The sequence below is a fragment of the Streptomyces sp. NPDC001848 genome (assembly GCF_042891915.1).
In the GTDB taxonomy this organism is placed as follows: Bacteria; Actinomycetota; Actinomycetes; order Streptomycetales; family Streptomycetaceae; genus Streptomyces.
Genome location: NZ_JBIATP010000010.1, coordinates 341,460 through 367,558 on the forward strand (window position 1 = coordinate 341,460; position 26,099 = coordinate 367,558).

Annotated in this window: 17 protein-coding genes; 11 read left to right on the plus strand and 6 right to left on the minus strand. The window is 71.7% G+C overall.

The features are described 5' to 3' along the window. Positions 1-247: 247 nt before the first annotated feature. Positions 248-1,441 (minus strand): Ig-like domain-containing protein, encoded by a 1,194-nt coding sequence (locus ACFYZJ_RS22640; RefSeq protein WP_388570746.1) that lies wholly within the window; start codon positions 1,439-1,441, stop codon positions 248-250. A gap of 171 nt (positions 1,442-1,612) precedes the next feature. On the opposite strand from ACFYZJ_RS22640, the gene glgX reads away from it, so the two are divergent. From glgX to ACFYZJ_RS22665, 5 genes are all read left to right on the plus strand, one after another. Continuing rightward, positions 1,613-3,874, plus strand: coding sequence for a glycogen debranching protein GlgX (glgX, locus tag ACFYZJ_RS22645; RefSeq protein ID WP_388570747.1), 2,262 nt, complete (start codon positions 1,613-1,615; stop codon positions 3,872-3,874). A 196-nt stretch (positions 3,875-4,070) separates the two neighbouring features. Next, complete coding sequence (locus ACFYZJ_RS22650) at positions 4,071-6,014, plus strand: ABC transporter ATP-binding protein (protein WP_388570748.1); 1,944 nt, start codon at positions 4,071-4,073, stop codon at positions 6,012-6,014. Then, positions 6,011-7,882 (plus strand): ABC transporter ATP-binding protein, encoded by a 1,872-nt coding sequence (locus ACFYZJ_RS22655; RefSeq protein ID WP_388570749.1) that lies wholly within the window; start codon positions 6,011-6,013, stop codon positions 7,880-7,882. Before ACFYZJ_RS22650 ends, ACFYZJ_RS22655 begins: the two co-directional genes overlap by 4 nt. Before the next feature lie 60 nt (positions 7,883-7,942). Continuing rightward, on the plus strand, positions 7,943-9,673 hold the full coding sequence (locus ACFYZJ_RS22660) for an ABC transporter ATP-binding protein (RefSeq protein WP_388570751.1): 1,731 nt from the start codon (positions 7,943-7,945) through the stop codon (positions 9,671-9,673). After that, positions 9,670-11,412, plus strand: coding sequence for an ABC transporter ATP-binding protein (locus tag ACFYZJ_RS22665; protein WP_388570752.1), 1,743 nt, complete (start codon positions 9,670-9,672; stop codon positions 11,410-11,412). Before ACFYZJ_RS22660 ends, ACFYZJ_RS22665 begins: the two co-directional genes overlap by 4 nt. 144 nt (positions 11,413-11,556) lie before the next feature. Here the strand turns inward: ACFYZJ_RS22665 and ACFYZJ_RS22670 are convergent, their stop codons facing one another. The 3 genes from ACFYZJ_RS22670 to ACFYZJ_RS22680 are packed head-to-tail and all read right to left on the minus strand — an operon-like array spanning position 11,557 to position 14,048. Then, positions 11,557-12,375 (minus strand): ABC transporter permease, encoded by an 819-nt coding sequence (locus ACFYZJ_RS22670; RefSeq protein ID WP_388570753.1) that lies wholly within the window; start codon positions 12,373-12,375, stop codon positions 11,557-11,559. Next, a complete protein-coding gene (locus ACFYZJ_RS22675) occupies positions 12,372-13,352 on the minus strand; it encodes an ATP-binding cassette domain-containing protein (protein ID WP_388570754.1) in 981 nt (326 codons plus the stop codon). Before ACFYZJ_RS22675 ends, ACFYZJ_RS22670 begins: the two co-directional genes overlap by 4 nt. Positions 13,353-13,382: 30 nt before the next feature. After that, the gene (locus ACFYZJ_RS22680) at positions 13,383-14,048 is read right to left on the minus strand and encodes a DUF4097 family beta strand repeat-containing protein (RefSeq protein ID WP_388570756.1); all 666 of its coding nucleotides are present in this window, start codon (positions 14,046-14,048) and stop codon (positions 13,383-13,385) included. Between the two features lie 222 nt (positions 14,049-14,270). Here ACFYZJ_RS22680 and ACFYZJ_RS22685 point away from each other — a divergent pair, with 222 nt between their 5' ends. Further along, positions 14,271-15,026: a helix-turn-helix domain-containing protein gene (locus ACFYZJ_RS22685; RefSeq protein ID WP_388570781.1), complete on the plus strand. Its 756-nt coding sequence runs from the start codon at positions 14,271-14,273 to the stop codon at positions 15,024-15,026. A 146-nt stretch (positions 15,027-15,172) separates the two neighbouring features. Here ACFYZJ_RS22685 and ACFYZJ_RS22690 read toward each other — a convergent pair whose 3' ends face one another. Then, a complete protein-coding gene (locus ACFYZJ_RS22690) occupies positions 15,173-15,724 on the minus strand; it encodes a hypothetical protein (protein WP_388570758.1) in 552 nt (183 codons plus the stop codon). Between the two features lie 510 nt (positions 15,725-16,234). Here ACFYZJ_RS22690 and ACFYZJ_RS22695 point away from each other — a divergent pair. From ACFYZJ_RS22695 to ACFYZJ_RS22705, 3 genes are all read left to right on the plus strand, one after another. Further along, positions 16,235-18,280 carry a M4 family metallopeptidase gene (locus ACFYZJ_RS22695; RefSeq protein ID WP_388570759.1) on the plus strand — a complete coding sequence of 682 codons (2,046 nt, stop codon included), beginning with the start codon at positions 16,235-16,237 and terminating at the stop codon, positions 18,278-18,280. 241 nt (positions 18,281-18,521) lie between these two features. After that, entirely contained in the window at positions 18,522-20,180 is a 1,659-nt protein-coding gene (locus ACFYZJ_RS22700) for a M4 family metallopeptidase (protein WP_388570761.1), read from the plus strand. Between the two features lie 227 nt (positions 20,181-20,407). Then, the gene (locus tag ACFYZJ_RS22705) at positions 20,408-20,911 is read left to right on the plus strand and encodes a DUF1990 family protein (RefSeq protein WP_388570763.1); all 504 of its coding nucleotides are present in this window, start codon (positions 20,408-20,410) and stop codon (positions 20,909-20,911) included. A gap of 21 nt (positions 20,912-20,932) precedes the next feature. Here ACFYZJ_RS22705 and ACFYZJ_RS22710 read toward each other — a convergent pair whose 3' ends face one another. Further along, complete coding sequence (locus tag ACFYZJ_RS22710; protein WP_388570765.1) at positions 20,933-23,557, minus strand: glycosyltransferase family 1 protein; 2,625 nt, start codon at positions 23,555-23,557, stop codon at positions 20,933-20,935. A gap of 408 nt (positions 23,558-23,965) precedes the next feature. Here ACFYZJ_RS22710 and ACFYZJ_RS22715 point away from each other — a divergent pair, with 408 nt between their 5' ends. Both ACFYZJ_RS22715 and ACFYZJ_RS22720 read left to right on the plus strand, forming a co-directional pair. After that, positions 23,966-25,168 (plus strand): S8 family peptidase, encoded by a 1,203-nt coding sequence (locus ACFYZJ_RS22715; protein WP_388570766.1) that lies wholly within the window; start codon positions 23,966-23,968, stop codon positions 25,166-25,168. A gap of 233 nt (positions 25,169-25,401) precedes the next feature. Next, positions 25,402-26,099, plus strand: a 698-nt coding sequence (locus ACFYZJ_RS22720; RefSeq protein ID WP_388570768.1) for a maltotransferase domain-containing protein, incomplete at its 3' end; no start/stop codon positions are given.

Sequence of the window (26,099 nt, forward strand, 5' to 3'; positions counted from 1 at the left end):
CCCCGCCGGTGTCACCGTTCAGTCCCAACTCGCCACCGCGCGCAGGTGCATCGGCAGCCGCCACATGCGCCCCCTGGGGTGCCGTTGTGCTGGGCTGTCACCGTTCGGGCGGCCGCAGGCAGTCTTTCCTTCACAGCACTTGATGCTTGACGTCGGCTCCTGGTTGCCCCCGGCGGGGGAAGGCGTTGGGGAAAACCCCGCCGTGGCCCGGGAAATGCCCGGCTGCGCCCCGTGATGACCCGTCCGTTCAGGGCTGGTCGACGGCTCCGCCGGCTGTCCAGTCGCTCCAGCTCATGTTCCACCCGCCCAGCCCGTTGTCCGCAGCGACCTGCTTGTCGTCGCTGTGCACGACCTCGATGACGTCGCCCACGAGGCTGCGCTCGAAGAACCAGCCCGCCGGGGTGTCGGAGCCGCCGCCCTTGACGTCCCTAAGGCCCACGCAGCCGTGACTGACGTTGCTGTGACCGGGGGCGTCCGGGGCCCAGTAGTTGCCGTGGACGAAGGTGCCGGACTCGGTCAGGCGCAGGGCGTGCGGGACGTCCGGGATGTCGTACTCGCCGCCGAAGCCGACCGTGCGGCTGTTCATGCGGGTGACCACGAGCATCTCCATCACCACCATCTTCCCGTTGTACGTGGTGGTCTTCGGGGCGCCCGCGGTGATCGGCACGGTGGCGAGCAGCCGGCCGTCGCGGCGGACCTGCATGGTGTGCCGGGCCGCGTCCACGACGGAGACCTGGCTGCGGCCGATGGTGAAGGCGACGGTCCGGTACTGCCGTCCGTAGATCCCGGGCGCGCCCTCCACGTCGCGCAGCCGCAGGGTGACGGTGACCCGGGTGCCGGGTTTCCAGTAGTGCTCGGGCCGGAAGTCCAGGCGGACCCTGCCGAACCAGTGCGGGCGGATCTCGACGGCGGGCCTGGCGGTCACCCGGATCGCGCGCTCGACGGCGGCCCGGTTCTCGATCCGCCGGTTGAACTGCACGGACACGATCATTCCGGTGCCGACGGTGGAGCGGTCCTCCGGGGTGACGTACCCGACGAACCGCTGCTCGGGGACGTACGTGGTGAAGGTCGCGTGACGGGCCGAGCGGCGACCGTGGCCGTCGCGGGCCACCGCGTCGACCGTGTACTCGGCCGCGAGGGCGAGGCGGGGGTCGTCCGGCTCCCAGACGGTGCCGCCCGCCGAGAGGTGGCCGGGCACCGGGGACTGCCGGGCGTCCTGGGACCTGACGACGGTCACCGACTCCAGACGGCCGCCCGCGGCCCGGACCCGCAGCGGCCGGTCGGCGGGCACGGCCCTGCTGCCGTCGCCGGGCGAGATGCGGATGAGGTCCTCGGGCGCCGGGTTCTTGCCGAAGACGCCGTCGAGTCCATGGCCGGTACAGCCGGCCAGGACGGCCACCCAGGTCAGTACCGCGGCCAGCGCGGCGCCCGCGCGGCTCACGCGCGTGTGTCCGTGCGTCACGACGATCTCAACGACCCAGCACCTGCCGGGAAACGTGAGTGCGAGCCGCGCACTGGGCAGAACAGGGGGGAGGACGACGGGATCAGGTACGCGGCCGGGACGCCGTGCACCCGTTTTCCCGTCGTTCCGCGAGCCGCGGGAGGCGTGTACGTGTCCAGCGCAGCCGAGCAGGAGGCAGTGCAGGAGGAGCAGGCGGGCGAGGGACGGTCCGCGCGCTCGGCCGCCGTGCTGAACGGCAGGCGGCGCCCGGTGCCCACGGTGCCCGTGTGGCCGGGTGCCCCGACCCCGCTCGGGGCGCGCTTCCGGACCGGCCCGGACGGGGTCGTGGGCACCAACTTCGCGCTGTGGGCGGGGGGCGCGGAGGCGGTCGAGCTGTGCCTGTTCGACGGGCCGGGGCCCGAGAGCCGGGAGACCCGGGTCCGGCTGACCGAACTGACGCATGAGATATGGCACGGTTTCGTCCCGGGCGTGATGCCGGGGCAGCGGTACGGCTACCGGGTGCACGGCCGCTGGGACCCGTGGACCGGCGCCCGCTGGAACCCGGCGAAGCTGCTGCTCGACCCGTACGCGCGCGCGGTCGACGGGGAGTTCTCCCTGCCGCCGGAGGCGTACGGGCACGTGCGGGACTGGCCCGACCAGCATGTCGCCGACACCGTGCGCGACGACCGGGACTCCGCGCCGTACGTCCCCAAGGGCGTCGTGGTGCACGATGACGACGACTGGGCGGACGACCACCGCCCGAAGACGCCGTGGGCGGACTCGGTGATCTACGAGCTGCATGTGCGCGGCTTCACCCGCCTGCACCCGGACATCCCCGACGAGCTGCGCGGCACCTATGCCGGCCTCGCGCACCCCGCGGCGATCGAGCACCTGGTGAAGCTGGGCGTGACCGCCGTCGAACTGCTGCCCGTACACCAGTTCGCGCACGAGGACCACCTGCTGCGCCGCGGTCTCAGGAACCACTGGGGCTACAACTCCATCGGCTACTTCGCCCCGCACGCCGCCTACGCCTCCACCGGCACGGCCGGCCAGCAGGTCGGCGAGTTCAAGCGCATGGTGAAGGCGCTGCACGCGGCCGGGATCGAGGTGATCCTCGACGTGGTCTACAACCACACCGCGGAGGCGGGCGAGCTGGGCCCGACGCTGTCGCTGAAGGGCATCGACAACCGCGGCTACTACCGGCTGCAGTCCGACGCGCGCCGCTACGCCGACTACACCGGCTGCGGCAACACCCTGCACGTGGTGCAGCCGCAGGTGCTGCGTCTGATCACCGACTCGCTGCGCTACTGGGTGACGGAGATGGGCGTGGACGGCTTCCGCTTCGACCTCGCGGCCGCGCTCGCCCGCTCCATGCACGACGTCGACATGCTCTCCCCGTTCCTCGCGGTCATCGCCCAGGACCCGGTGCTGCGCCGGGTGAAGCTGATCGCGGAACCGTGGGACGTGGGCTCGGGCGGCTACCAGGTCGGCGCGTTCCCCCCGCTGTGGACGGAGTGGAACGACCGCTACCGGGGTGCCGTTCGGGACTTCTGGCGGGGCGCGCTGCCGGATGTGCGGGACCTGGGGTACCGCCTGTCGGGCTCCAGCGACCTGTACGCCTGGGGCGGGCGCCGCCCGTACGCCTCGGTCAACTTCGTCACCGCCCACGACGGTTTCACCCTGCGCGACCTGGTGTCGTACGAGCGCAAGCACAACGAGGCCAACGGCGAGGGCAACCGCGACGGCTCCGACGACAACCGCTCCTGGAACTGCGGCGCGGAGGGCGAGACCGACGACGAGCGGATACGGGCGCTGCGGCGCCGGCAGCTGCGGAACCTCCTGACGACCCTGCTGCTGTCGACGGGCGTGCCGATGCTGGTCGCGGGCGACGAGATGGGCCGCACCCAGCGCGGCAACAACAACGCCTACTGTCAGGACAACGAGATCGGCTGGGTGGACTGGGGGCTGACGGCCGACCCCGGCTGGCAGGCGCTGTTCGACCTGACGTCCCGGCTGATCGCGCTGCGCCACCGCCATCCGGTGCTGCGCCGCCGGGCGTTCTTCTCCGGGCGGCCACAGGCGGCGGACGGCCTCAGGGACCTGGCGTGGTTCACGCCCCGCGGGGCCGAGATGACGGAACGCGACTGGTACGCGCCCGCCGCGACCCTCGGCATGTATCTGTCCGGCCGGGACATACCGGGCCGGGACGCCCGCGGCGCACCGGTGGTGGACGACAGCTTTCTCGCGGTCCTGCACGCCGGGGACCGCCCGGTGAGTTTCGTGCTGCCGGGGCCGCCGTGGGCCGAGCGGTACGAGGTGGTCGTGGACACCTCGCGGGAGGAGCAGGCCCAGGCGCCGGGGACGGCCCACCGGGCGGGTGCGACGGTGACGGTGCCGGCTCGGGCGGTGCTGCTGCTGAAGGTGGCCGGCTGACGGCGGTCGGCGCATCGGCCGTCCCGCTCGAAAGCGGCATCGGCCGATCGGCTGACCGGGTGGTACGACCGCGTGGCCGCCCCGGTCGTACGGCCCCTGGAGCAGGGGGACCCCCAGGTCGCGGGATCAGCGGGCGACTGCGGTCGGGCCGAAACTCGGTGGGCAGTGTCAGTGCCGATCCGTAGGCTCGCTCGTGATGTCGACGACACGTGCAACCACCAGCGACCGCTCCGCCGTCCGTACGCTGCTGCGCCTGTGGCCGTATGTGCGGCCGGTGCGGCTGCGGCTGTTCACCGCGGCGTTCGTCGCGATCGTCGCCTCCTGCGTGGGGCTCGTGATCCCCCTCGTCCTGAAGTGGATGGTGGACGGGCCCGTCACCGACCGGGAGCCGGCGGGGGTGTGGCTCGGCGCTCTGTACTTGCTGCTGCTGGGGATCGCCGAGGCCGGGCTGTTCGGGGTGCGGCGGTGGCTGGTGGCCCGGCCGCTGTCGCGCGTCGAGGCGGAGATGCGGGCGGATCTGTACCGGCATCTGCAGCGGCTGCCGGTCGCCTTCCACGACCGTTGGGCGTCGGGGCAGTTGCTGTCCCGGGGCACCACGGACCTCATGCTGCTGCGTCAGTTCCTGGCGTTCCCACTGACGTTCCTGCTGGTGAACGGCGTGACGATTCTGGTGGGTGTGGTCATCATGCTGCTCCAGGACCGGACCCTCGGACTGGTCGTCCTGGGGCCCGGCATCCCGGTGGTCGTGATGTGCGCCGTGTTCGAGCGGCGGTACGCGCTGGTGGCGCGGCGGGCGCAGGACCAGGTGGGCGATCTGACGACCGTGGTCGAGGAGAGCGTGCTCGGCATCCGGATCATCAAGGGATTCGGGCGGCACCACAGCCAGGCCAGGGCGTTCCGGGAGCTGTCCCGGACGCTGCGCGGGACGGAGTTGGCGAAGGCGCGGCTGCTGGCGGCGATCTGGGCGGTCATCGTCACGCTGCCGGAGGTGGCTCTCGGGGCGGCTCTGGTCGTGGGGGCGGTGCAGGTCGCGGACGACGCCTTGTCGGCGGGAACGCTGGTGGCCTTCCTCTCCACGGCTCTCGCGCTGCGGTGGCCCGTGGAGTCCATCGGCTTCCTGCTGGCGATGAGCCAGGAGGCGGCGACCGCTACGGAGCGGTACTTCGAGGTGATGGACGAGGTACCGGAGGTGGAGCACGTCTCGGCGTCGGTGCCGGCCGGGAGTGGGTTCCGCAACCCGGCGGTTCGAGGTGCCTCCCCCAAGCTCTCGACTTCGCTGGAGCAGGGGGGACCCCCATCGCCCACCCGTGAGGGTACCTCCCAGGCCGTCAAGGCACTGGGGGAGGCACGACTGCCCGCAGCTGTGCATGGCCGGCCCGACGGCCTGCGGTTCGACAACGTTTCCTTCCGCTACCCCGACGCACCGCCCGACTCCCCGCCCATCCTCACCGGCATCGACCTCCACATCCGCCCCGGCGAGACCATGGCCCTGGTCGGAGCCACCGGCAGCGGCAAGACCACCCTCACCGCGCTCATCCCCCGCCTGCACGAGGTGACTTCGGGACGTATCACCCTCGACGGAGTCGACATCACCGCCATGTCCCGTGAAGAGCTCCGTGCCAAGGTGGCCGTCGCCTTCGAGGAACCCACGCTCTTCTCCACCACCGTCGCCGCCAACGTCCTCATGGGCGCTCCCGACACCGCCGGCGAGAAGGAGCTGGAGCGCGCCCTCGCCGTCGCCCAGGCCGACTTCGTCCACGCCCTCCCCCAGGGCACCCGTACCCAGGTCGGCGAGCAGGGGCTCAGCCTCTCCGGCGGCCAGCGGCAGCGCCTCGCGCTGGCCCGGGCCGTCGTCGGCACCCCGCGCTTCCTCGTCCTGGACGACCCCCTCTCCGCCCTCGACGTGCACACCGAGGCCGCGGTCGAGGCCGCCCTGCGCCGCGTGCTCGACGGCACGACCGCCCTGGTGGTCGCGCACCGTCCGTCCACCGTCCTGCTCGCCGACCGCGTCGCCCTGCTCTCCGGCGGCCGTGTCGCCGCCGTCGGCACCCACCACGAACTGCTGCGCACCAACGCCGAGTACGCCCATCTGATGTCCGGAGACCCCGCACACTCCCAGGGCAGCGAGGAGGCCCCATGACGGCGTCCGCGACGACCGCGCCGAACGACGAGGAACAGGACCGGAAGGGATCCGCCGCCCCGGACCCCGCCGGCTCCCGCGACCCCTTCGACCGCGACGCCCTCCCCACACCCCCGGGAGCCACCGCCGCGCTGCTGCGCTCACTGCTCGCCCCGCTCAGGGCCCGTACCGCCCTGACCTGCGTCCTGCTGCTGCTCCAGCAGGCCGCGGTGCAGGTGGGCCCGCTGCTGGTGGCGTACACCATCGACCGTGCCGTACCGGCGCTCCGGCACGGCGACCACGGCCCGCTGATCGCGGTGGCGGTCGGCTACCTGCTGTCCGCCGCGGCCTCCGGCGGGCTCCAGTACGCCTTCATCGTCGCCTCGGCACGTGTCAACCAGGACGTGCTGCTCGACCTGCGCGGCCGCATCTTCCGCCACGCGCAGGCGCTGAGCATCGACTTCCACGAGCGCTACACCTCGGGCCGGCTGATCTCGCGCTCCACGACCGACGTCGAGTCGCTGCGCGAACTGCTCAGCGAGGGCCTTCAGGAACTGGTCACGGTCATCCTGTCGTTCGTCTACATCTCCGCGATGCTCCTCTGGCTGGATCTGGGCCTCGGCGCCGTCGCGGTGGCCTCGCTCGTGCCGCTGTACGGGCTGGTGCGGATCTACCGGCGCAGGGCGGGACGCATCTTCCGCAGGCGGTCGACCGCGATCGCCGCGGTGATCGTGAAGTTCGCCGAGACGATGAACGGTATCCGCCCGGTGCGCGCGTTCCGCCGGGAGGAGGCCAACGACGCCGACTTCCGCGTCCTGAACCGGCGGCACGAACGGACCAACGGCGACGCCCTGCTGGAGATGGCCCGCTATGTCACCGGCTCCCGGCTGGTGGCCAACACGGCGGTGGCCGGAATCGTGCTGTGGGGCGCCTACCGGGTGGCGGAGGGCTCCCTCGCGCTGGGTGTGCTGGCGGCGGCGGTGCTGTATCTGCGGCGGCTGTACGACCCCATCGACCGGCTCGGCATGTTCCTGAACTCCTACCAGTCGGCCGCCGCCTCGCTGGAGAAGATCGCGGGGCTGCTGGCGCAGACGCCGTCCGTGCCGGAGCCGGCCCACCCCAGGGAGCTTCCGCCACCGGCGGGCGACCGGCCGGGCCGCGAGGTCGTCTTCGAGGACGTCCGGTTCGCGTACCGCACGGGCGGCGAGGTGCTGCCCCGCTTCTCGCTCACCCTGCCGGCCGGGCAGACGGTGGCGGTGGTCGGCGCGACCGGCGCCGGCAAGTCGACGCTGGCCAAGCTGCTGGCCCGCTTCTACGACCCCACCGACGGCCGGATCCTGCTGGACGGCGTGGACCTGCGCGACCTCGCCCTGCCCGACCTCAGGCGCGGGGTGGTCATGGTGACCCAGGAGGCGTTCCTGTTCTCCGGGACGGTCGCGGAGAACATCGCGATCGGCCGTCCGGAGGCGACCCGCGAGGACATGGAGCGTGCCGCGAAGGCGATCGGCGCCCATGACTTCATCGCGGCGCTGCCGGAGGGCTATGACACCGACGTCCGCAAACGCGGCGGTCGCATCTCGGCCGGGCAGCGGCAACTCGTGGCGTTCGCCCGGGCGTTGCTCGCCGACCCCGCGGTGCTGATCCTCGACGAGGCGACCAGCTCCCTCGACGTCCCCGGCGAACGGGCCGTGCAGCGGGCGATGGAGACGGTGCTGCGGGGCCGTACGGCCGTGGTGATCGCGCACCGGCTGTCGACGGTGGAGATCGCCGACCGGGTGCTCGTGATGGACGGCGGCCGCATCGTCGAGGACGGCAGCCCGGCGGAACTGATCGCGGGGACGGGACGGTTCGCGGATCTGCACCGGGCCTGGCGGGACAGCCTGGCGTGAGCGGAACGGCGAGAAGGGCGAGAACGGGGAGAACAACGGGGAGAACGGGGAGACGGAACGATGATCGACGCGTACGAGGATCCCGGGGAGCCCGACTGTCGCGGCGGCTGGCGGTATCTGTGGTGGCTGGTGACGCGGCAGCCGGGACGTTCCGTGGCGGGAGCGCTGCTGGGCAGCGTGTGGATGGTGCTGCTGGCGGCGACGCCGTATCTGATGGCCCGTGCGGTCGACGAGGGCCTTCGACCGGGTGACATGGGCGCCCTCGCCGGATGGTGCACGGCGCTGTTCGTGGTGGGGGCGTTCAACGCCTGGCTGAGCATCATGCGGCACCGCGTGATGACCCGGGTGCGGATGGACGCCAACTTCCGCACGGTCAAGGTGGTCGTGGGACACGCGGTCCGGCTGGGGGCCGCGCTGCCGCGGCGGGCCGGGGCCGGTGAAGTGGTCACGATCGGCGTGGGCGACGTGCAGACGATCGCCGGAGCCCTGACCGTCGTGGGCCCCGGTGTCGGTGCGGTCGTCGCCTACCTGGTGGTCGCCGGGCTGCTGTTGTCGGTCTCCGTGCGGCTCGCCGCGGTCGTGCTGCTCGGCGTGCCGGTGATCGCACTGATCGTCGGACCGCTGATGGGTCGGCTGCAGGGCACGGAGACGGAGTACCGGGAGCGGCAGGGCGTGCTGACCGCCCGGATCGGCGACCTCGCGGGCGGGCTGCGGGTCCTCAACGGCCTCGGTGGCAAGGGTCTGTTCGCGGACGCCTTCCGCCGGGACTCCCAGCGGCTGCGGGAGCAGGGATACCGGGTCGGGTCGGTGACCAGCTGGATGCAGGCGCTCGGGGTGGGGCTGCCGACGCTGTTCCTCGCCGTGGTGACCTGGCTCGCGGCCCGGCTGGCCGCACGGGGGGACATCACGGTGGGTGAGTTGGTGGCGGTGTACGGCTACGTCGCCGTGATCGTGCGTCCGGTGGCGTTCTTCCTGGAGTGCGGCTACCAGCTCGGCCGTGGCGTGGTGGCCGCCCGGCGCGTCGTACGGCTGCTGCGGCTGGAGCCGGAGCCGGACGACGGCACCCGCGAGGCGCCCGCGGAACCGTCCGTGCTGCACGACCCGGAGTCCGGGGTGCGGGTGCCGCCGGGGCGGCTGACCGCCCTGGCCGGGGCGCGGCCCGCGGACGCCGCGGCCGTCGTCGACCGCCTGGGCCGGTACGTCCCCTCGGAGGCGACCTGGGGCGGGGTGCGCCTGGACGACATCCCGCTGCCGCAGGTGCGGGCGCGGATCCTGGTCGCCGACAACGAGGCCGACCTGTTCGCCGGGACGCTGCGCGAACTGGTCGCGGGTGCACGGGAGCCGGAGGACCTCGACGAGGCGGCGATGGGGCGGGCGGTGCGCGCCGCTGTCGCCGACGACATCGTGCAGGGCCTGCCGGACGGCCTCGGCTCGGCGATCGACGCGCAGGGGCGCAACCTCTCCGGCGGCCAGCGGCAGCGCGTCCGGCTCGTGCGGGCGCTGCTCGCCGACCCCGAGGTGCTGTTGGCCGTCGAGCCCACCTCGGCGCTGGACGCGCACACCGAGGCAGCGGTCGCGGAGCGACTGCGGGCGGTGCGCGAGGCCCGTACGACCGTGGTGACCACCACCTCCCCGCTGGTCCTGGACCACGCGGACACCGTCCACTACCTGGTCGACGGCAAGGTCGCGGCCACCGGGAGCCACCGGCAACTGCTCCAGGCGGAGCCCGGCTACCGGGCGCTGGTGGCGCGGGACACCGACACCGCCGACGCCGAGGAGGCCGTGGCGTGAGCCGGGGACAACTGCCCGTCGCCGAACCGGTCGACGTACGCAGGGCGGCTGTACGGCTGGTGCGGGCCGACGGGCGGGCCTTCGCCGCCGTCGTCGCCCTGAACGCGGCGGCCTCCGGGGCCGGGCTGGCCGGGCCGTGGCTGCTCGGGCGGATCGTCGACGAGGTCCGGGCCGGGAGCGACGTCGGTGCCGTGGACCGGCTGGCGCTCGGCATCCTGCTGTGCTCGCTGGCGCAGTTGCTGCTGTCGCGTTGGGCCCGGTACGTGGGGCACCGCTTCGGGGAGCGGACCCTCGCCCGGGTGCGCGAGGAGTTCGTCGACCGGACCCTCGCGCTGCCCGCGTCCGTGGTGGAGCGGGCCGGCACCGGGGACCTGACCGCGCGCGGCACCGCCGACGTGGCCACCGTGGGCACCACGCTGCGCGACGCCGGCCCCGAGCTGCTGATCAACACCGTGCAGGCGCTGTTCCTGCTGGGCGCGGTGTTCACGCTCGACCCGCTGCTCGGCGCGATCGGCGTGTTCTGCCTGATCCCCATCTCCTGGGTGCTGCGCTGGTATCTGCGTCGGGCCAGGGACGGCTACCTCGCCGAGGGCGAGGCGAACTCCCAGGTCGCGGAGATCCTGGCGGCGACGGCGTCCGGGGCGCGCACGATCGAGGCGTTCCGGCTGCGGGAGCGGCGGGTCGCGACGAGCCGGGACGCGCTGGACGTCTCCCGGCGCCGGCGCCTGTACACGCTGTCGTTGCGATCCGTGTTCTTCCCGGTGGTGGAGGTCTCCTATGTCCTGCCCGTGGCCGGGGTGCTGCTGGCCGGCGGGGTGCTGCACGCGCACGGGGCGATGAGCCTGGGGTCGGTGGTGGCCGCCGCGGTGTATCTGCAGCAGTTCAGCTCGCCGCTGGACGAGATCCTGATGCGGGTCGAGCAGTTGCAGAGCAGCGGAGCGTCCTTCGCCCGGGTGGAGGGGCTCGCCCGGGCCCCGCAGGCCGACCCGGAGGGCACGCCGGCCGTCCCGGCGGACGACCGGATCGACGTGACGGGTGTGCGCTACGCCTACGACCGCGGGGGCGAGGTGCTGCACGGAGTCGACCTGACCGTACGGCCCGGGGAGCGGCTGGCGGTGGTCGGCCCCTCCGGCGCCGGCAAGACCACCCTGAGCCGGCTGCTGGCCGGCATCGACGCGCCGACCGAGGGCTCGGTGACGGTGGGCGGCGTACCGGTCGCGGAGCTGGGGCCGGAGCGGCTGCGCCGCCAGGTCGTCCTGGTCACCCAGGAGCACCATGTCTTCCTCGGCACGGTCCGCGACAACCTGCGGGTCGCCGAACCGTCCGCGACGGACGAGCAGCTGTGGGCCGCGCTCGCCGCGGTGGGCGCCGACGGCTGGGTACGGGAGCTACCGGACGGCCTGGACACCGAGTTGGGGCCGTCCGGTTGTCGCACGGACGGCTCACAGGCCCAGCAACTGGCCCTCGCCCGGGTGGTGCTGGCCGATCCGCACACGCTGATCCTCGACGAGGCCACGGCCCTGCTGGATCCGACGACGGCCCGCCACACGGAGCGCGCTCTGGCGGCGGTTCTGAGGGGCCGCACGGTCATCGCGATCGCCCACCGCCTCCACACGGCCCACGACGCGGACCGGGTGGCGGTGATGGAGAACGGCCGCCTGACCGAAATGGGCACGCACGAGGACCTGGTGACGGCGGCCGGGGCGTACGCGGCGTTGTGGCGGACGTGGCACGGATGAACGGAGGCGAGGGTGAGTGGCGGCGACCGGCCGCCCGGAACCTCCTCTTTGCACACGAACGGGGCGGCGTGCGCCGACGGTGTGTCGGTGTACGCCGCCCTCGGGTGGGGCAGTCGCGGGAGGCGGCCCGCGTCGTCATGGCGGTTATTTCGGGTCGTGGGCGAACTTCGAGGTCGACCAGAGGTAGCCGAGCACCGCGAGGCCCAGGCACCAGCCGACGGCGAGCCATCCGTTGTTGCCGATCCCGGTGCCGAGCAGCAGGCCGCGCAGGGTCTCGATGGCGGGCGTGAACGGCTGGTATTCGGCGATCGGCTGGAACCAGCCGGGCATGGCGTGGAGGGGGACGAAGGCGCTGGACAGGAGCGGCAGCAGGATCAGGGGCATCGCGTTGTTGCTGGCGGCCTCCGCGTTCGGGCTGATCAGTCCCATGCCGACCGCGATCCAGGTGAGCGCCGTGGCGAAGAGCACGAGCAGTCCGAAGGCCGCGAGCCACTCCAGGACCGTCGCGTCGGTGGAGCGGAAGCCGATGGCCACGGCGACGGCGCCGACGAGGACCACGCTGACGATCGACTGCAGCACGCTGCCGATGACGTGCCCGATGATCACGGAGCCGCGGTGGATCGCCATCGTGCGGAAGCGGGCGATGATGCCCTCGGTCATGTCGTTGGAGACGGAGACCGCGGTGCCGATGGTGGTGCTGCCGATGGTCATCAGCAGGAGGCCCGGGACGATGTAGGCGATGTACTCAGAGCGGTCCGGCCTTCCGTCGCCTATGCCCGCGCTCATGGTGTCGCCGAAGATGTAGACGAAGAGCAGCAACAGCATGATCGGCGTGAGCAGCAGGTTCAGGGTGAGGGACGGGTAGCGCCGGGCGTGCAGGAGGTTGCGGCGCAGCATCGTGGTGGAGTCGCGCACGGCGAGGGAGATCCGGGCCGGGCGGGCGGGAGCCAGGGGGGAGCTCATCGGGCGGTCTCCTTGGGCTGGTTGGGCTGGTTGGGCTGGTTGGGGATGTTGGCGCCGCCGGTCAGGGCGAAGAAGACGTCGTCGAGGTCGGGGGTGTGCACGGTCAGCTCGTCGGCCTCGACGCCGGCCGAGTCCAGCCAGTCGAGGATGGCGCGCAGCTCGCGCTGGCTGCCGTCGCTGGGGATCTGCAGGGCGAGGGATTCGTCGTCCCGGCTGACCTCGCGCAGCGCGGTGGCGGCGCTCCGGTACGCGGCCGGGTCGGTGAAGCGGAGTCGGACGTGTCCGCCGGGGATCAGGCGCTTCAGCTCCTCGGCGGTGCCCTGGGCGGCGATCGTGCCGTCGTTGAGCACGGCGATGCGGTCGGCGAGCTCGTCGGCCTCCTCCAGGTACTGGGTGGTGAGGAAGACGGTGACGCCGCCCGTGACGAGCTCTCGGATGATCTGCCACATGGTGTGGCGGGAACGCGGGTCGAGGCCGGTGGTCGGCTCGTCGAGGAAGATGATCCGCGGGCTGCCGACCAGGGTCATGGCGATGTCGAGGCGGCGCTTCATGCCGCCGGAGTAGGTGGAGGCGGGCTTCTTCGCGGCCTCGGTGAGGTCGAAGCGCTCCAGCAGCTCGGCGGTGACCCGCCGCCCCTCACGCTTGGACAGGTGGTGCAGGTCCGCCATGAGGAGCATGTTCTCCTCTCCGGTGATCAGCCCGTCGACGGCGGAGAACTGCCCGGTGACCCCGATCACCGCACGCACGGCCTGCGGGTCGGTGGCGAGGTCGTGGCCGCCGACGCGGATCCGGCCACTGCCGGGATCGGGGGAGACGAGGGTGGAGAGGATCTTGACGGCGGTGGTCTTGCCGGCGCCGTTCGGGCCGAGCAGGGAGAAGATCGTTCCCTGCTCGACGGCCAGGTCGACGCCGTCGAGGACGGTCTTGTCGCCGTAGGACTTGCGCAGCCGCTCCGCCGCGATGGCCAGGTCGGTCATGAGAGGTGCCCCCTATTACGGACTGTGGATCTACAGGCTGCGGGCGGTGATGTCGCCGTGGGAGGTGGTGGCGCGGATGTCGAGTTCCGGGGTCCCGTCGTTCTTGAGGGTGTTGCTGATCCTGCCGTGACCGGTGCCGGCGTCCAGGGCGGCCGAGACACCGGCGGCGGCGCCGATCGAGATGTCGCCCGACTCGGTACGCAGCACGACCGTGCCGCGCCCGGCCTCGGCGATCCGGATGCCGCCCCGCGCGGTGCTGATCTCCGCCGAGCCGCCCAGCCGGCCGACCTCGACATCGCCGTCAACCGCGGTGAGGCGGAGGCTCGCGGCCTCGTCGATCTTGATCTTGCGGTACGCGCCGTCGAAGGCGACGTCGCCGAGGCGTCCGACGACCCGGAGTTCGGCGGCGGCTGTCTTCCCCTCGACGCGGGAGCCGGCGGGCAGCTGGACGGTGACCTCGACGGCTCCGGAGGGGCCGAAGAGCTGGTTCTTCGCCTCCGGGGCCGTGATCCGCAGGACGCCGTCGGCGTAGGCGACCTCGATCTGCTCCGCCGCCTTGACGTCACGGCCCTTGGAGGCGTCCGCGGGCAGGACCTCGACCGCGGTGTCGGCCCGGTCGGCGGCGATGAGCTGGATGCGTCCTGCGGGAATGTCGAGGACGGCGGAGACGGGGGCGGGGGTGTCGAACTTCTGCATGGTGCTCTCCAGTCGGCTCGTTGTTTCTGACACCGGAAACGCTACGTTGCGTTCAAGAATCCAGCAACAGATTCGTTGCACGTAACTTATATAACCACAGGTGAATGCCACAATATTGTTGCAATGATTCTGCCATCTAACGCAACAACTTGCTCAGTTCGTTGCAATGAACCAAAGGTGAACGCTATCGTTGACGCACCACACACCACGAAGGAGGCAGCGATGCCGGGCGGCAGGCTCACTCAGCAGGAACGCCAGCAGATCGCGCTGGGCCTGGCCGACGGCCTCGCCTACGCGGAGATCGCCAGACGCCTCGACCGCCCGACCTCGACCATCACCCGCGAGGTCATGCGCAACGGCGGCCCCACCGCCTACCGCGCCGACCTCGCCCACCGCGCCACCGAACGCCGCGCGCGCCGGCGCAGGCAGGCCGCACCCCGGCGGGGGTCACAGGCAGCCCCGCAGGCGTTCGGACGCGATCCCGAGGCCGTGCGCGCGTACGAGGAGACGCTCACCACCGTCTACATGCAGTCGGGCACGCCCCCGATGATGGCGCGGGTGATGGCCTGTCTCACCATCAGCGACGCGGGCAGCCTCACCGCGTCCGAGCTCGTCGAGCGCCTACAGGTCAGCCCGGCGTCGGTCTCCAAAGCCATCGCGTTCCTCGAGAGCCAGGAGCTCGTCCGCCGGGAACGCCACGAAGGCCGCCGCGAGCGTTACGTCGTGGACGACGAGGTCATGTACCAGGCCATGATGGCCAGCGTCCGAGCCACCGCCCAGGTCGCCGAGACCACACGGCAGGGCGTCGGCATCCTCGGCCGCGACACCCCGGCGGGCGCCCGCCTCGAGAACACCGCCCGCTTCCTGGACTTCGTCTCCGAGAGCCTCGCCCGCGCGGCGGACCAGGCCCGCGAGATCCTCCACACGAAACCGGAAACGACCTCGGGCGGCACTGCCGAGTCAAGGTCAGATCACTGACGGACAGCCGTCCTGCGCCGACCGGATGGCCAAGAGCCCATCGCTGGTCTCGCCCCTGTCGCCACACGGAGCGCGCGCCGGCGGCGGTTGTGATGCGCGGCGGACAGGAGGCTGGACGGGCCAAGTGCTCGGGCCCCGCCGGCGGTTCAGCCGGCGAGACCGGCTCGTCGCAGCAGCTTCAGCCAGTCGTCGTACTCCACCAACTCGTCGCCGACCGACGCAAGCCGTGCGTACTCCGCAGTGGCCAACCACTCCAGGAAGTACGCCTCCAGCCCGGGCGCGAGCCGCTCGAAGCGCTCCGCGTCGACCCACTCCCGGTGCTCGTCCGGGATGCCGAGGACGCCGCCGCCGGCGCGGCCGAGGAAGACCGGTGTGTCGCCGATCAACCCGACGCAGAACAGCTTCTCCGGGGACAGCTCCAGCGGGGAGTCGACCACCGGTCCGCAGTAGAACTGGTGCTCCTCGGCCTCCTCCAAGCCGAAGAGCTGCACGGACGGCCCGCAGCTCGCGCCGTCCAGCACCCGGCAGAAGTCCAGGAACTCCCTCGGCACCCCGTCGGCCTCCGCGGCGACCGCGGTCTCCTCGTCGATCGCCCCGCCGAGCGTGAACCGGAACAGGTCCGTGCTCTCCACCAGCGCCGTCCGCAGGGCGTCCACCGTGGCGATCAGGCGGGACGATCCCGGGCTCGCGCTGGTCATCCGGCCACCACTTGATGTCGATTCCGATCTGATCGCCGTCCGGAAGATCCCTGATCTGCGGGCGTACGTACTGCGTGCCGACCTGGAAGTTTGTCACCCGGTCGAGCATCCGCAGGTTACGTCACGCGTCCGGACCACCGGTCTGGAGCGGCGGTGGACCGCCGACATCGCCACACGCCGGCCGTGGACGGCAAGACCGTCACGGCCGTGCGGCTCCTCGGGCAGCTTGTTGAACAGTCCGTATACCGAACATGACCATCCGGCCAACGAACGATTTCCGGCCAACCTATTGATGCGCTCCTGACAATTCCATCGCCCTCTGCCACGCTTCCCACGACCCCCGCACAGCAACCCCACAGCTTCGACCGCTGTGCCGGGCCGAGACGCCCTTCACGCAGTTCACGCACTGCGCACCTGGTTCCGCGTTCCGCCCTGTTCTGCCCGGACGGCCCACCCTCCGTCCGGTCTCCCCTGGCCGCGCGAACCGCGGCCACGCAGAAGGAGTCAGTGTTGAGAAGCAGTTCCTCTCGCAGACGCACCTCCCACACCCCCGCCCGCCGCGCCGCCGCCGTCGCCCTCGTCGGCGTCTCCGCGCTGCTCGCCGCCGCCGTCCAGTCGGGCGCCGCGAGCGCCGCCCCGGCCGGCCCCGCCGCCGGGAAGTTCAACCCCGCCCACGCGGCCCTGAGGCTCTCCCCGTCGCAGCGCGCCGAGCTGATCCGCGACGCCGACGCGGCGAAGGCGGACACCGCCAGGGAGATCGGCCTCGGCGCCCAGGAGAAGCTGGCCGTCAAGGACGTCGTCAAGGACGGCGACGGCACCCTCCACACCCGCTACGAGCGCACCTACGCCGGTCTGCCCGTCCTCGGCGGCGACCTGGTCGTCGACACCAGCAAGTCGGGGACGACCGAGAAGGTCGCCATGGCCACCCAGGCCACCATCAAGGTCCCCTCGCTCACCCCGGCGGTCGCCCCCGCCAAGGCGGAGAAGCAGGCGCTGTCCGTGGCCCGGGCGGCGGGCTCCACCAAGACCGGCGCGGACCGGGCGCCCCGCAAGGTGATCTGGGCGGCCGGCGGCAAGCCGGTACTGGCGTACGAGACGGTGGTGGGCGGCTTCCAGGACGACGGCACCCCGAACGAACTGCACGTCATCACCGACGCCACCACCGGCAAGGAGCTCTACCGCTACCAGGGCATCGAGACCGGCATCGGCAACACCCAGTACAGCGGCCAGGTCACGCTGACCACCACGCAGTCGGGGTCGACGTACACGCTGAACGACGGCTCGCGCGGCGGACACAAGACGTACAACCTCAACCACGGCTCCTCCGGCACCGGCACGCTGTTCTCGCAGTCGAGCGACACCTGGGGCAACGGCACCACGTCCAACGCCGCGACCGCGGGCGCCGACGCGCACTACGGCGCGGCCGTCACCTGGGACTTCTACAAGAACACCTTCGGCCGCAGCGGCATCAGGAACGACGGCAAGGCGGCGTACTCGCGGGTCCACTACGGCAACGCGTACGTGAACGCCTTCTGGGACGACGGCTGCTTCTGCATGACCTACGGCGACGGCTCCGGCAACGCCGACCCGCTGACCTCCCTCGACGTGGCCGGCCACGAGATGAGCCACGGCGTCACCTCCAACACCGCGGGGCTCAACTACAGCGGGGAGTCCGGCGGTCTGAACGAGGCGACCAGCGACATCATGGGCACCGGTGTGGAGTTCTACGCCAACAACTCCTCCGACCCGGGTGACTACCTCATCGGCGAGAAGATCAACATCAACGGCGACGGCACCCCGCTGCGCTACATGGACAAGCCCAGCAAGGACGGCGGCTCCGCCGACAGCTGGTACTCGGGCGTGGGGAACCTGGACGTCCACTACTCCTCCGGCGTCGCCAACCACTTCTTCTACCTGCTGTCCGAGGGCAGCGGCGCCAAGGTGATCAACGGCGTCAGCTACAACTCGCCGACGGCGGACGGGCTTCCGGTCACCGGCATCGGCCGGGACAAGGCGCTGCAGATCTGGTACCGGGCGCTGACCACGAAGTTCACCTCGACCACCGCCTACGCCGGCGCCCGCACCGGCACGCTGGCCGCGGCGGGTGAGCTGTACGGCACCTCCAGCGCCGAGTACAAGGCGGTGCAGGACGCCTGGGCGGCGGTCGCGGTCGGGTCACGCTCGGGCGGTGGCGGCGGTGGCGGCGGCACGTCGTACGAGAACACGACCCCGGTGTCCATCCCGGACAACGGACCCGCCATCACCTCGTCGATCACCGTCTCCGGCAGGACCGGGAACGCGCCGAGCAACCTCCAGGTGACCGTCGACATCACGCACACCTGGCGCGGCGACCTCGTGATCGATCTGGTCGGCCCCTCGGGCACCTCGTACCGCCTGAAGGACTTCAGCTCCTCCGACTCGGCGGACGACGTCAAGGCGACCTACACGGTCAACGCATCCTCCGAAACGGCCGACGGCACCTGGAAGTTGAAGGTTCAGGACCAGGCGGCGCAGGACGTCGGCACCCTCAACAGCTGGAAACTGACCTTCCCGTAAACCGCGCTCCGAGCAGCGCGGACAGGGCGCCGCCCCGAGGTGGGCGACCTCGGGGCGGCGCCCGTTTACATGCCCGCAATGTTCATCTGCGAGTTGACTTTCGGCCAACATCACTTTGAGGTCATGACATGTACGCGACCTCATGTCACGCTTCCACAGCTGCCGCACACGCACCGCAACTTCACAACCGATCCGGCCGGTGACCCCACTCCGGCCGGAATCCCCCACAGAAGGAGCTTGTGTGACTCCCCGCTACGCGCGTCACCAGCGCACCACGCTGGCCATCTCCACCGCCGTCGCCGCCGGAGCCCTCCTCACCACGGGCCTGAGCGCGAACGCCTCGGCCCAGCCCCAGGCCGGCTCCGCCGGCAAGGCACCCCTCGCCGCCGCCCCGACGTACCTGTCCGCCTCGGCCCGCACCTCGCTCATCGCGAAGGCCCGGGAGAACGCCGCCGAGACGGCCCGGCAGATAGGTCTCGGCGCCAAGGAGAAGCTGGTCGTCAAGGACGTCGTCAAGGACGTCGACGGCACGGTCCACACGCGCTACGAGCGCACCTACGCCGGCCTCCCGGTCCTCGGCGGCGACCTCGTCGTCCACACCTCGAAGTCCGGGAGGACCGAGGGTGTGACCAGAGCGACCGACACCGCCATCAAGGTGGCCTCGCTCAAGCCGCAGATCACGGCGTCCAAGGCCGAGAAGCAGGCCCTGACCGTCGCGAAGGCCGCGGGCTCGGACAAGACCGCCGCCGACAGCGCGCCCCGCAAGGTGATCTGGGCGGGCAGCGGCAAGCCGGTCCTCGCCTACGAGACGGTCGTCGGCGGTCTCCAGGACGACGGCACCCCGAACCAGCTGCACGTCATCACCGACGCGGCCACCGGCAAGAAGCTGTACGAGTACCAGGGCATCGAGACCGGCACGGGCAAGAGCCTCTACTCGGGCACGGTCACTCTCAACACCACCCTGTCCGGGTCGACGTACCAGCTGTACGACACCACGCGGGGCGGCCACAAGACGTACAACCTCGCCCACAGGACCTCCGGCACCGGCACGCTGTTCACCGACGCCGACGACGTGTGGGGCACCGGCACCGCCTCCAGTTCGTCCACGGACCAGACGGCCGCCGCGGACGCCGCCTACGGCGCCCAGGTGACCTGGGACTTCTACAAGAACACCTTCGGCCGCAGCGGCATCAAGAACGACGGCAAGGCCGCCTACTCCCGCGTCCACTACGGCAACGCGTACGTGAACGCCTTCTGGGACGACAGCTGCTTCTGCATGACCTACGGCGACGGCTCCGCGAACACCCACCCGCTGACCTCCCTCGACGTGGCCGGCCACGAGATGAGCCACGGCGTCACCTCGAACACGGCCGGCCTGAACTACAGCGGCGAGTCGGGTGGCCTGAACGAGGCGACCTCGGACATCTTCGGCACCGGCGTGGAGTTCTACGCGAACAACAGCTCGGACCCCGGTGACTACCTCATCGGCGAGAAGATCAACATCAACGGCGACGGCACCCCGCTGCGCTACATGGACAAGCCCAGCAAGGACGGCGGCTCCGCCGACTACTGGTCCTCGTCCGTCGGCAACCTCGACGTCCACTACTCGTCGGGCGTGGCCAACCACTTCTTCTACCTGCTGTCCGAGGGCAGCGGCGCGAAGACGATCAACGGCGTCAGCTACAACTCGCCGACGTACAACGGCTCCGCGGTCACCGGCATCGGCCGGGACAAGGCGCTGCAGATCTGGTACAAGGCGCTGACGACGTACTTCACGTCCACGACCAACTACAAGTCCGCCCGCGCGGGCACGCTCTCGGCGGCGGCGGCGCTCTACGGCTCCAGCAGCACCGAGTACAAGGCGGTCGCGGCGGCCTGGTCCGCGGTCAACGTGACCTAGGGTCTCCCGTCCGGACCAGGCCGGATCAGGGAGCGGGGCCTGGTACGTGCAGCTGCGAGGCGGAGGAGGGAGTCAACGCGGAGCGTTGGCGACCGACGACAACGCCGCAGATGCGCCTGCCAGGCCCCGCCGGCCCGGCATGATCCGAACGAGGGGCCCGGGTACTCACGCCGACACGGCGGCCCCCGGCGGGAAGGTGACGCCGGGGGCCGCCCTAGGCTGGGGCCATGGCCTTCACGTACGAGGATGTCGGCGCCACCCGCGAGCCCGGCCACTGCCCCGAGGGCTTCCGCCCGCTGCACGTCCGTGCCCGCATCGGCGAGGGCGAAGGGGTGTTCCGCCGGGCCGCCGAGGCGCTCCTGACCTGGGAGCTGCACCGGGCGATGGGCGTCGGCGTCTCCGCGGCCGAGGACAGGGCGGCCCCCGGGGTCGACGTCACCATCACCCTTGCCGGCATGATCAAGGCCCCGTGCCGCGTGGTCTGGACGCTGGAGGAACCCCGCCGCGCCGGCTGGGCGTACGGCACGCTGCCGGGCCACCCGGAGAGCGGCGAGGAGTCCTTCGTGGTGGACCGCACGGGCGACGGCACGGTCTGGCTGACGATCAACGCCTTCAGCCGCCCGGCCAAGTGGTACGCGAGGGCGGGCGGCCCGGCGACACGGGGGTTCCAGCACGCGTATGCGCGCCGGTGCGGGGCCGTACTGCGCCGGCTGTGCTCGGAGGATGCGTGACCGCACCGAAGCGGTGAGCCCTCACCTCAGCAGTACCCCGGCCCCCTCCCCCGTCCCCTCCGACGGCACCGCCACCAACCCCAGCTCCGCGCTCGACGCCAGCAGCCGGTGGGTCGGCAGGATCCGGACCGTGTAGCCGAACGGGCCCGTGCGGTCCAGGGACAGGGGCCCCTCGTACAGCCAGCGGCCTTCCATATCCGGGCCGCCCGCCGGTTTCAGGGGTACCGCCGACGCGTCCTCCAGGCGGTCCTCCAGGTCCACCCGGCCCGCCACCGCCTGCACCTCCACGTCGTCGGGGCCGAGGTCGCCGAGGCCCACCCGGACGCGGAGTGCGAGTGTGGTGCCCAGTTCCGCCGTCTCCGCGGTCGCCGACGTCTCGACGTGGTCGACCGTGACCGACGGCCAGGTGGAGCGCACCCGCGCCTTCCAGCCCGCCAGCTCCCGCGCCGCGTCCGGTGTCATCGACCGGTGCGCGTGGGCCGCCGGGGTGTACAGGCGCTCCACGTACTCGCGGACCATCCGGCCCGCCAGCACCTTCGGGCCCAGGTGCATGAGGGTCTGGCGGACCATCTCGATCCAGCGGTCCGGCAGCCCGCCCTGACCCCGCTCGTAGAAGCGCGGCGCCACGCGCTGCTCCAGCAGCTCGTACAGTGCCGCGGCCTCGAGGTCGTCGCGCCGGTCCTCGTCCGTTCCGGCGCCGTCGGCGGTGGGGATCGCCCAGCCGAAGTCCGGCTGGAACCACTCGTCCCACCAGCCGTCGAGGACCGACAGGTTGAGGCAGCCGTTGAGGGCCGCCTTCATCCCGCTCGTGCCGCACGCCTCCAACGGGCGCAGCGGGTTGTTCAGCCACACGTCACAGCCGGGGTAGAGCTTCTGCGCCATCGCCATGCCGTAGTCGGGCAGGAACACGATGCGGTGGCGTACGCGCGGGTCGTCCGCGAACCGGACCAGCTCCTGGATCAGACGCTTTCCGCCGTCGTCGGCCGGGTGCGCCTTGCCCGCCACGACGATCTGGACGGGGCGCTCCGGGTGCAGCAGCAGCTCCATCAGTCGGTCCGGGTCGCGCAGCATCAGCGTCAGGCGTTTGTAGGAGGGCACGCGGCGCGCGAAGCCGATGGTCAGGACATCGGGGTCCAGGACGCCGTCGATCCAGCCCAGCTCCGCCGTCCCGGCACCGCGCTGCCGCCAGGACGCGTACAGCCGTTCCCGGACCTCCAGGACCAGTTGCTCGCGCAGCACCCGGCGCAGGTCCCAGATGTCCTGGTCGGGGATCTCCGCGATCGCGTCCCAGCGCTCGCGTCCGCCCTCCGTCATGGCGTCCTCGGTGCGCTCGGCGCCGATCTGCCGCGCGCCGAGCCGGAACACCTCCGGCGCCACCCAGGTCGGCGCGTGCACCCCGTTCGTCACGGACGTGATCGGCACCTCGTCGGCGTCGAAGCCCGGCCACAGGCCCGAGAACATCTCCCGGCTGACGTTGCCGTGGAGGAGGGACACGCCGTTGGCCCGCTGGCCGAGGCGCAGGCCCATCACGGCCATGTTGAAGAGGTTCGGTTCGCCGCCCGGGTAGGTCTCCATGCCGAGCCGCAGGATCCGTTCCACGTCGATGCCCGGCAGTTCGGCGTCCGGGCCGAAGTGGCGGGCCACCAGCTCCCGGTCGAACCGGTCGATGCCGGCCGGGACGGGTGTGTGGGTGGTGAAGACGGTCCCCGCCCGCACCGCCTCCAGGGCCGGGTCGAAGTCGAGGCCCCTCTCGCACAGTTCCGCGATCCGCTCCAGGCCGAGGAAGCCCGCGTGTCCCTCGTTGGTGTGGAACACCTCGGGCTCGGGGTGTCCGGTCAGCCTGCAGTACGTGCGCACCGCGCGCACCCCGCCGATGCCGAGCAGCATCTCCTGGAGCAGCCGGTGCTCGCTGCCGCCGCCGTACAGCCGGTCGGTGACGCCCCGCTCGCCGAGGTCGTTCTCCTCCACGTCGGAGTCGAGCATCAGCAGCGGCACCCGGCCCACCTGGGCGAGCCAGACGCGGGCCTTCAGGCGTCGGCCGCCGGGCAGGCCGAGGGAGACCTGGGCGGGCGTGCCGTCGGGTTCGCTCAGCGGTGTGAGCGGCAGCTCGTTGGGGTCGAGCACCGGGTAGTGCTCCTGCTGCCAGCCGTCCCGGGAGAGCGTCTGCCGGAAGTAGCCGTGCCGGTACAGCAGGCCCACGCCGATCAGCGGGACGCCGAGGTCGCTGGCCGCCTTCAGATGGTCCCCGGCCAGGATGCCGAGGCCGCCGGAGTACTGGGGCAGCGCCGCGGTGATGCCGAACTCGGGCGAGAAGTAGGCGATGGCGGCGGGAAGGTCGGACGACCGGTCCTGGGACTGGTACCAGCGGTCGCCGGTGACGTAGTCGTGCAGGTCGTCGGCGGCCGCGGTGAGGCGGCGCAGGAAGCGGCGGTCCTCGGCGAGCTCGGCGAGCCGGGCGGGCGGCACGCTCCCCAGCAGCCGCACCGGGTCGCCACCCGAGGCGGCCCACCGCTCGGGGTCGACGGACTGGAAGAGGTCACGGGTCTCCGCATGCCACGACCAGCGCAGATTGCGCGCCAGGTCGCTCAGCGGCTGCAGGGCTTCGGGGAGGACGGGACGTACGGTGAACCTGCGGATGGCCTTCACGAATTCCACCTTCACGGAGGACGTACGTAGCGTCTCCGAAGGTACGCTGCACTCCGCTGTGGGAGCGACGGTCTCCGTGTTGTTACCGCCGGGTTCGTAGGCACCGGCGCATGCAGCAGCCGTCGCAGGGGGCTCCGCCCCGGACCCACGATCGGCCTGAACGGCCTCGTCCTCAAGGGCCGGACGGGCTGGTTGTGCCCCAACAGGACCGAGACGTGAACGCCGTCGCCGCCGTTTGAGACGTCCAAAAAACAACGCAACTTTTACATGTGCGACGCTCCCCGATATGGCCGATTCCCCACGCATAGGCGACCTTGTGGCGGTTCGCCCGCACACGAGAGGCTTCAGGCGGCGTACCGGTCGTGAACTGCGGGCGGACCACGCCTAGTTGGGAGGGGAAATCGAGTCATGGCACGGATGAGAAACGCGCGTCTGCGCTGGGCCGGTGGTCTGACCGCCGTCGCCACGGTCGCGGCGCTCGCGGCCGTCGCGCCGCCCGCGCAGGCCGCCCCGGAAGGAACCGTCCTGGGCGCCGGTGCCCCCGGCGCCGTCGGCGGCAGCTACATCGTGACGCTCAAGGGGGGAACTCAGGCCCTGTCGGCCACCGGCAAGGGCATCGCCGAGAAGTACGGGGCGAGAATCAGCCAGACCTACGGCAGCGTGCTCAACGGCTACGCGGTGACCGCCGACGCACGGCAGGCCAGGCGCCTCGCGGCGGACTCCCGCGTGGCCTCGGTCGTCCAGGACACAAAGGTCACGCTCGACCACTACCAGAAGAACCCGCCCTCATGGTCCCTGGACCGGATCGACCAGCCGAACCTGCCGCTCGACCAGGGCTACACCTGGCCCGAACCGGCGGGAGCGGGCGTGACGGCGTACGTCATCGACACCGGCATCCGTATCTCGCACAAGGACTTCGGCGGCCGGGCGAGTTACGGCTGGGACTTCGTGGACAACGACGCGACCGCCGAGGACGGCAACGGACACGGCACGCACGTGGCGGGCACCGTCGCGGGCGCCACCTACGGGGTGGCCAAGCAGGCCAGGGTCGTCGCGGTGCGCGTCCTCGACGACGACGGCTCCGGTACCACCGCGCAGGTCATCGCGGGCATCGACTGGGTGACCAAGCACGCCAGGAAACCCGCGGTGGCCAATCTGAGCCTGAGCGGCTACGCGAACGCCCAGCTGGACGCGGCCGTACGCAACTCCATCGCCTCGGGCGTCACCTACGCGGTCGCCGCCGGCAACAGCGGGCTGGCGGCCGGCCTGTACTCCCCGGCCCGCGTCGATCAGGCCATCACGGTCGGCGCCAGCGACCGGAAGGACGCCCGGGCGAGCTTCTCCAACTGGGGTTCGAGCCTGGACCTGTTCGCCCCCGGCGTGGCGATCACCTCGGACTCCAACGCGAGCGACACCGCCACCGCCACACTCTCCGGGACATCGATGGCGACACCGCACGTCACGGGCGCCGCCGCCCTCTATCTGGCCCGCCATCCCAAGGCCACCCCGGCACAGGTGAGCCAGGCCCTGGTACGGCGGGCGGTCTCCGGGAAGATCAAGGGAGCGGGGATCGGGTCACCCGACAAGCTGCTCCAGGTCGACAATCCTTGACCCCCGGTTAACCGGACACGCGTACTCTGACCGGCCTCGCCCCTTGTTGCGGGCGGGGCCGGTCCACTTGGCTGTCCTCAATGCGGCCGGTCTTGAACGTAGACATACGCGTGAGTAGTTAACAAAGTGCCGGAATGCCCACCCGTACTGCGGGAAGGCTCCTCCGGTAACCCTGCCGGCCCACCTTCCGACACCCCATCCGCCCGGACACGTTGACGCGGACAGGAGCGGTCATGCCCCCGACGCACCACCCGCCAGCACCCCCGGCACCTGGCACCACCCCCACGCGACACGCCGACGCCGGTCCCCCCGCCCAGCGGACACCCGCCTCGGACACGGGGCCGAGCCCGGCGCCGGACACCGGTCCCACCCTCGGACGCATCCCCGTCCTCGACGTACGCCCCCTCGTCCTCGGCGGCCGACGCCCGGCCAAGGCCGTGGTCGGCGAGGAGTTCCAGATCTCCGCGACGGTGTTCCGCGAGGGTCACGACGCCGTCGCGGCGAACGTCGTCCTCACCGACGCCGAGGGCCGCCGGGGACCCTGGACACCGATGCGTGAACTGGCCCCCGGCACCGACCGCTGGGGCGCCACGGTCTCCCTGCCGAGCGAGGGCCGCTGGACCTACGCCGTGGAGGCGTGGGGCGATCCGGTCACCACCTGGCGCCATCACGCGGGGATCAAGATCCCGGCGGGGATGGACACCGAACTCGTCCTGGAGGAGGGCGCACGGCTGTACGAGCGCGCGGCCGACGGCACCCCGGAAGGCGAGGACGGGCGAGAGGTGCTGCTCGCCGCGGCCCGTGCCCTGCGCGACACCGGCCGCCCGGCCGCCTCCCGTCTCGCGGCGGCGTTGACGCCCGAGGTGGATGCGGTGCTGGCGCGGTATCCGTTGCGTGAACTGGTGACGTCCTCGGATCCGTTGCCGTTGGT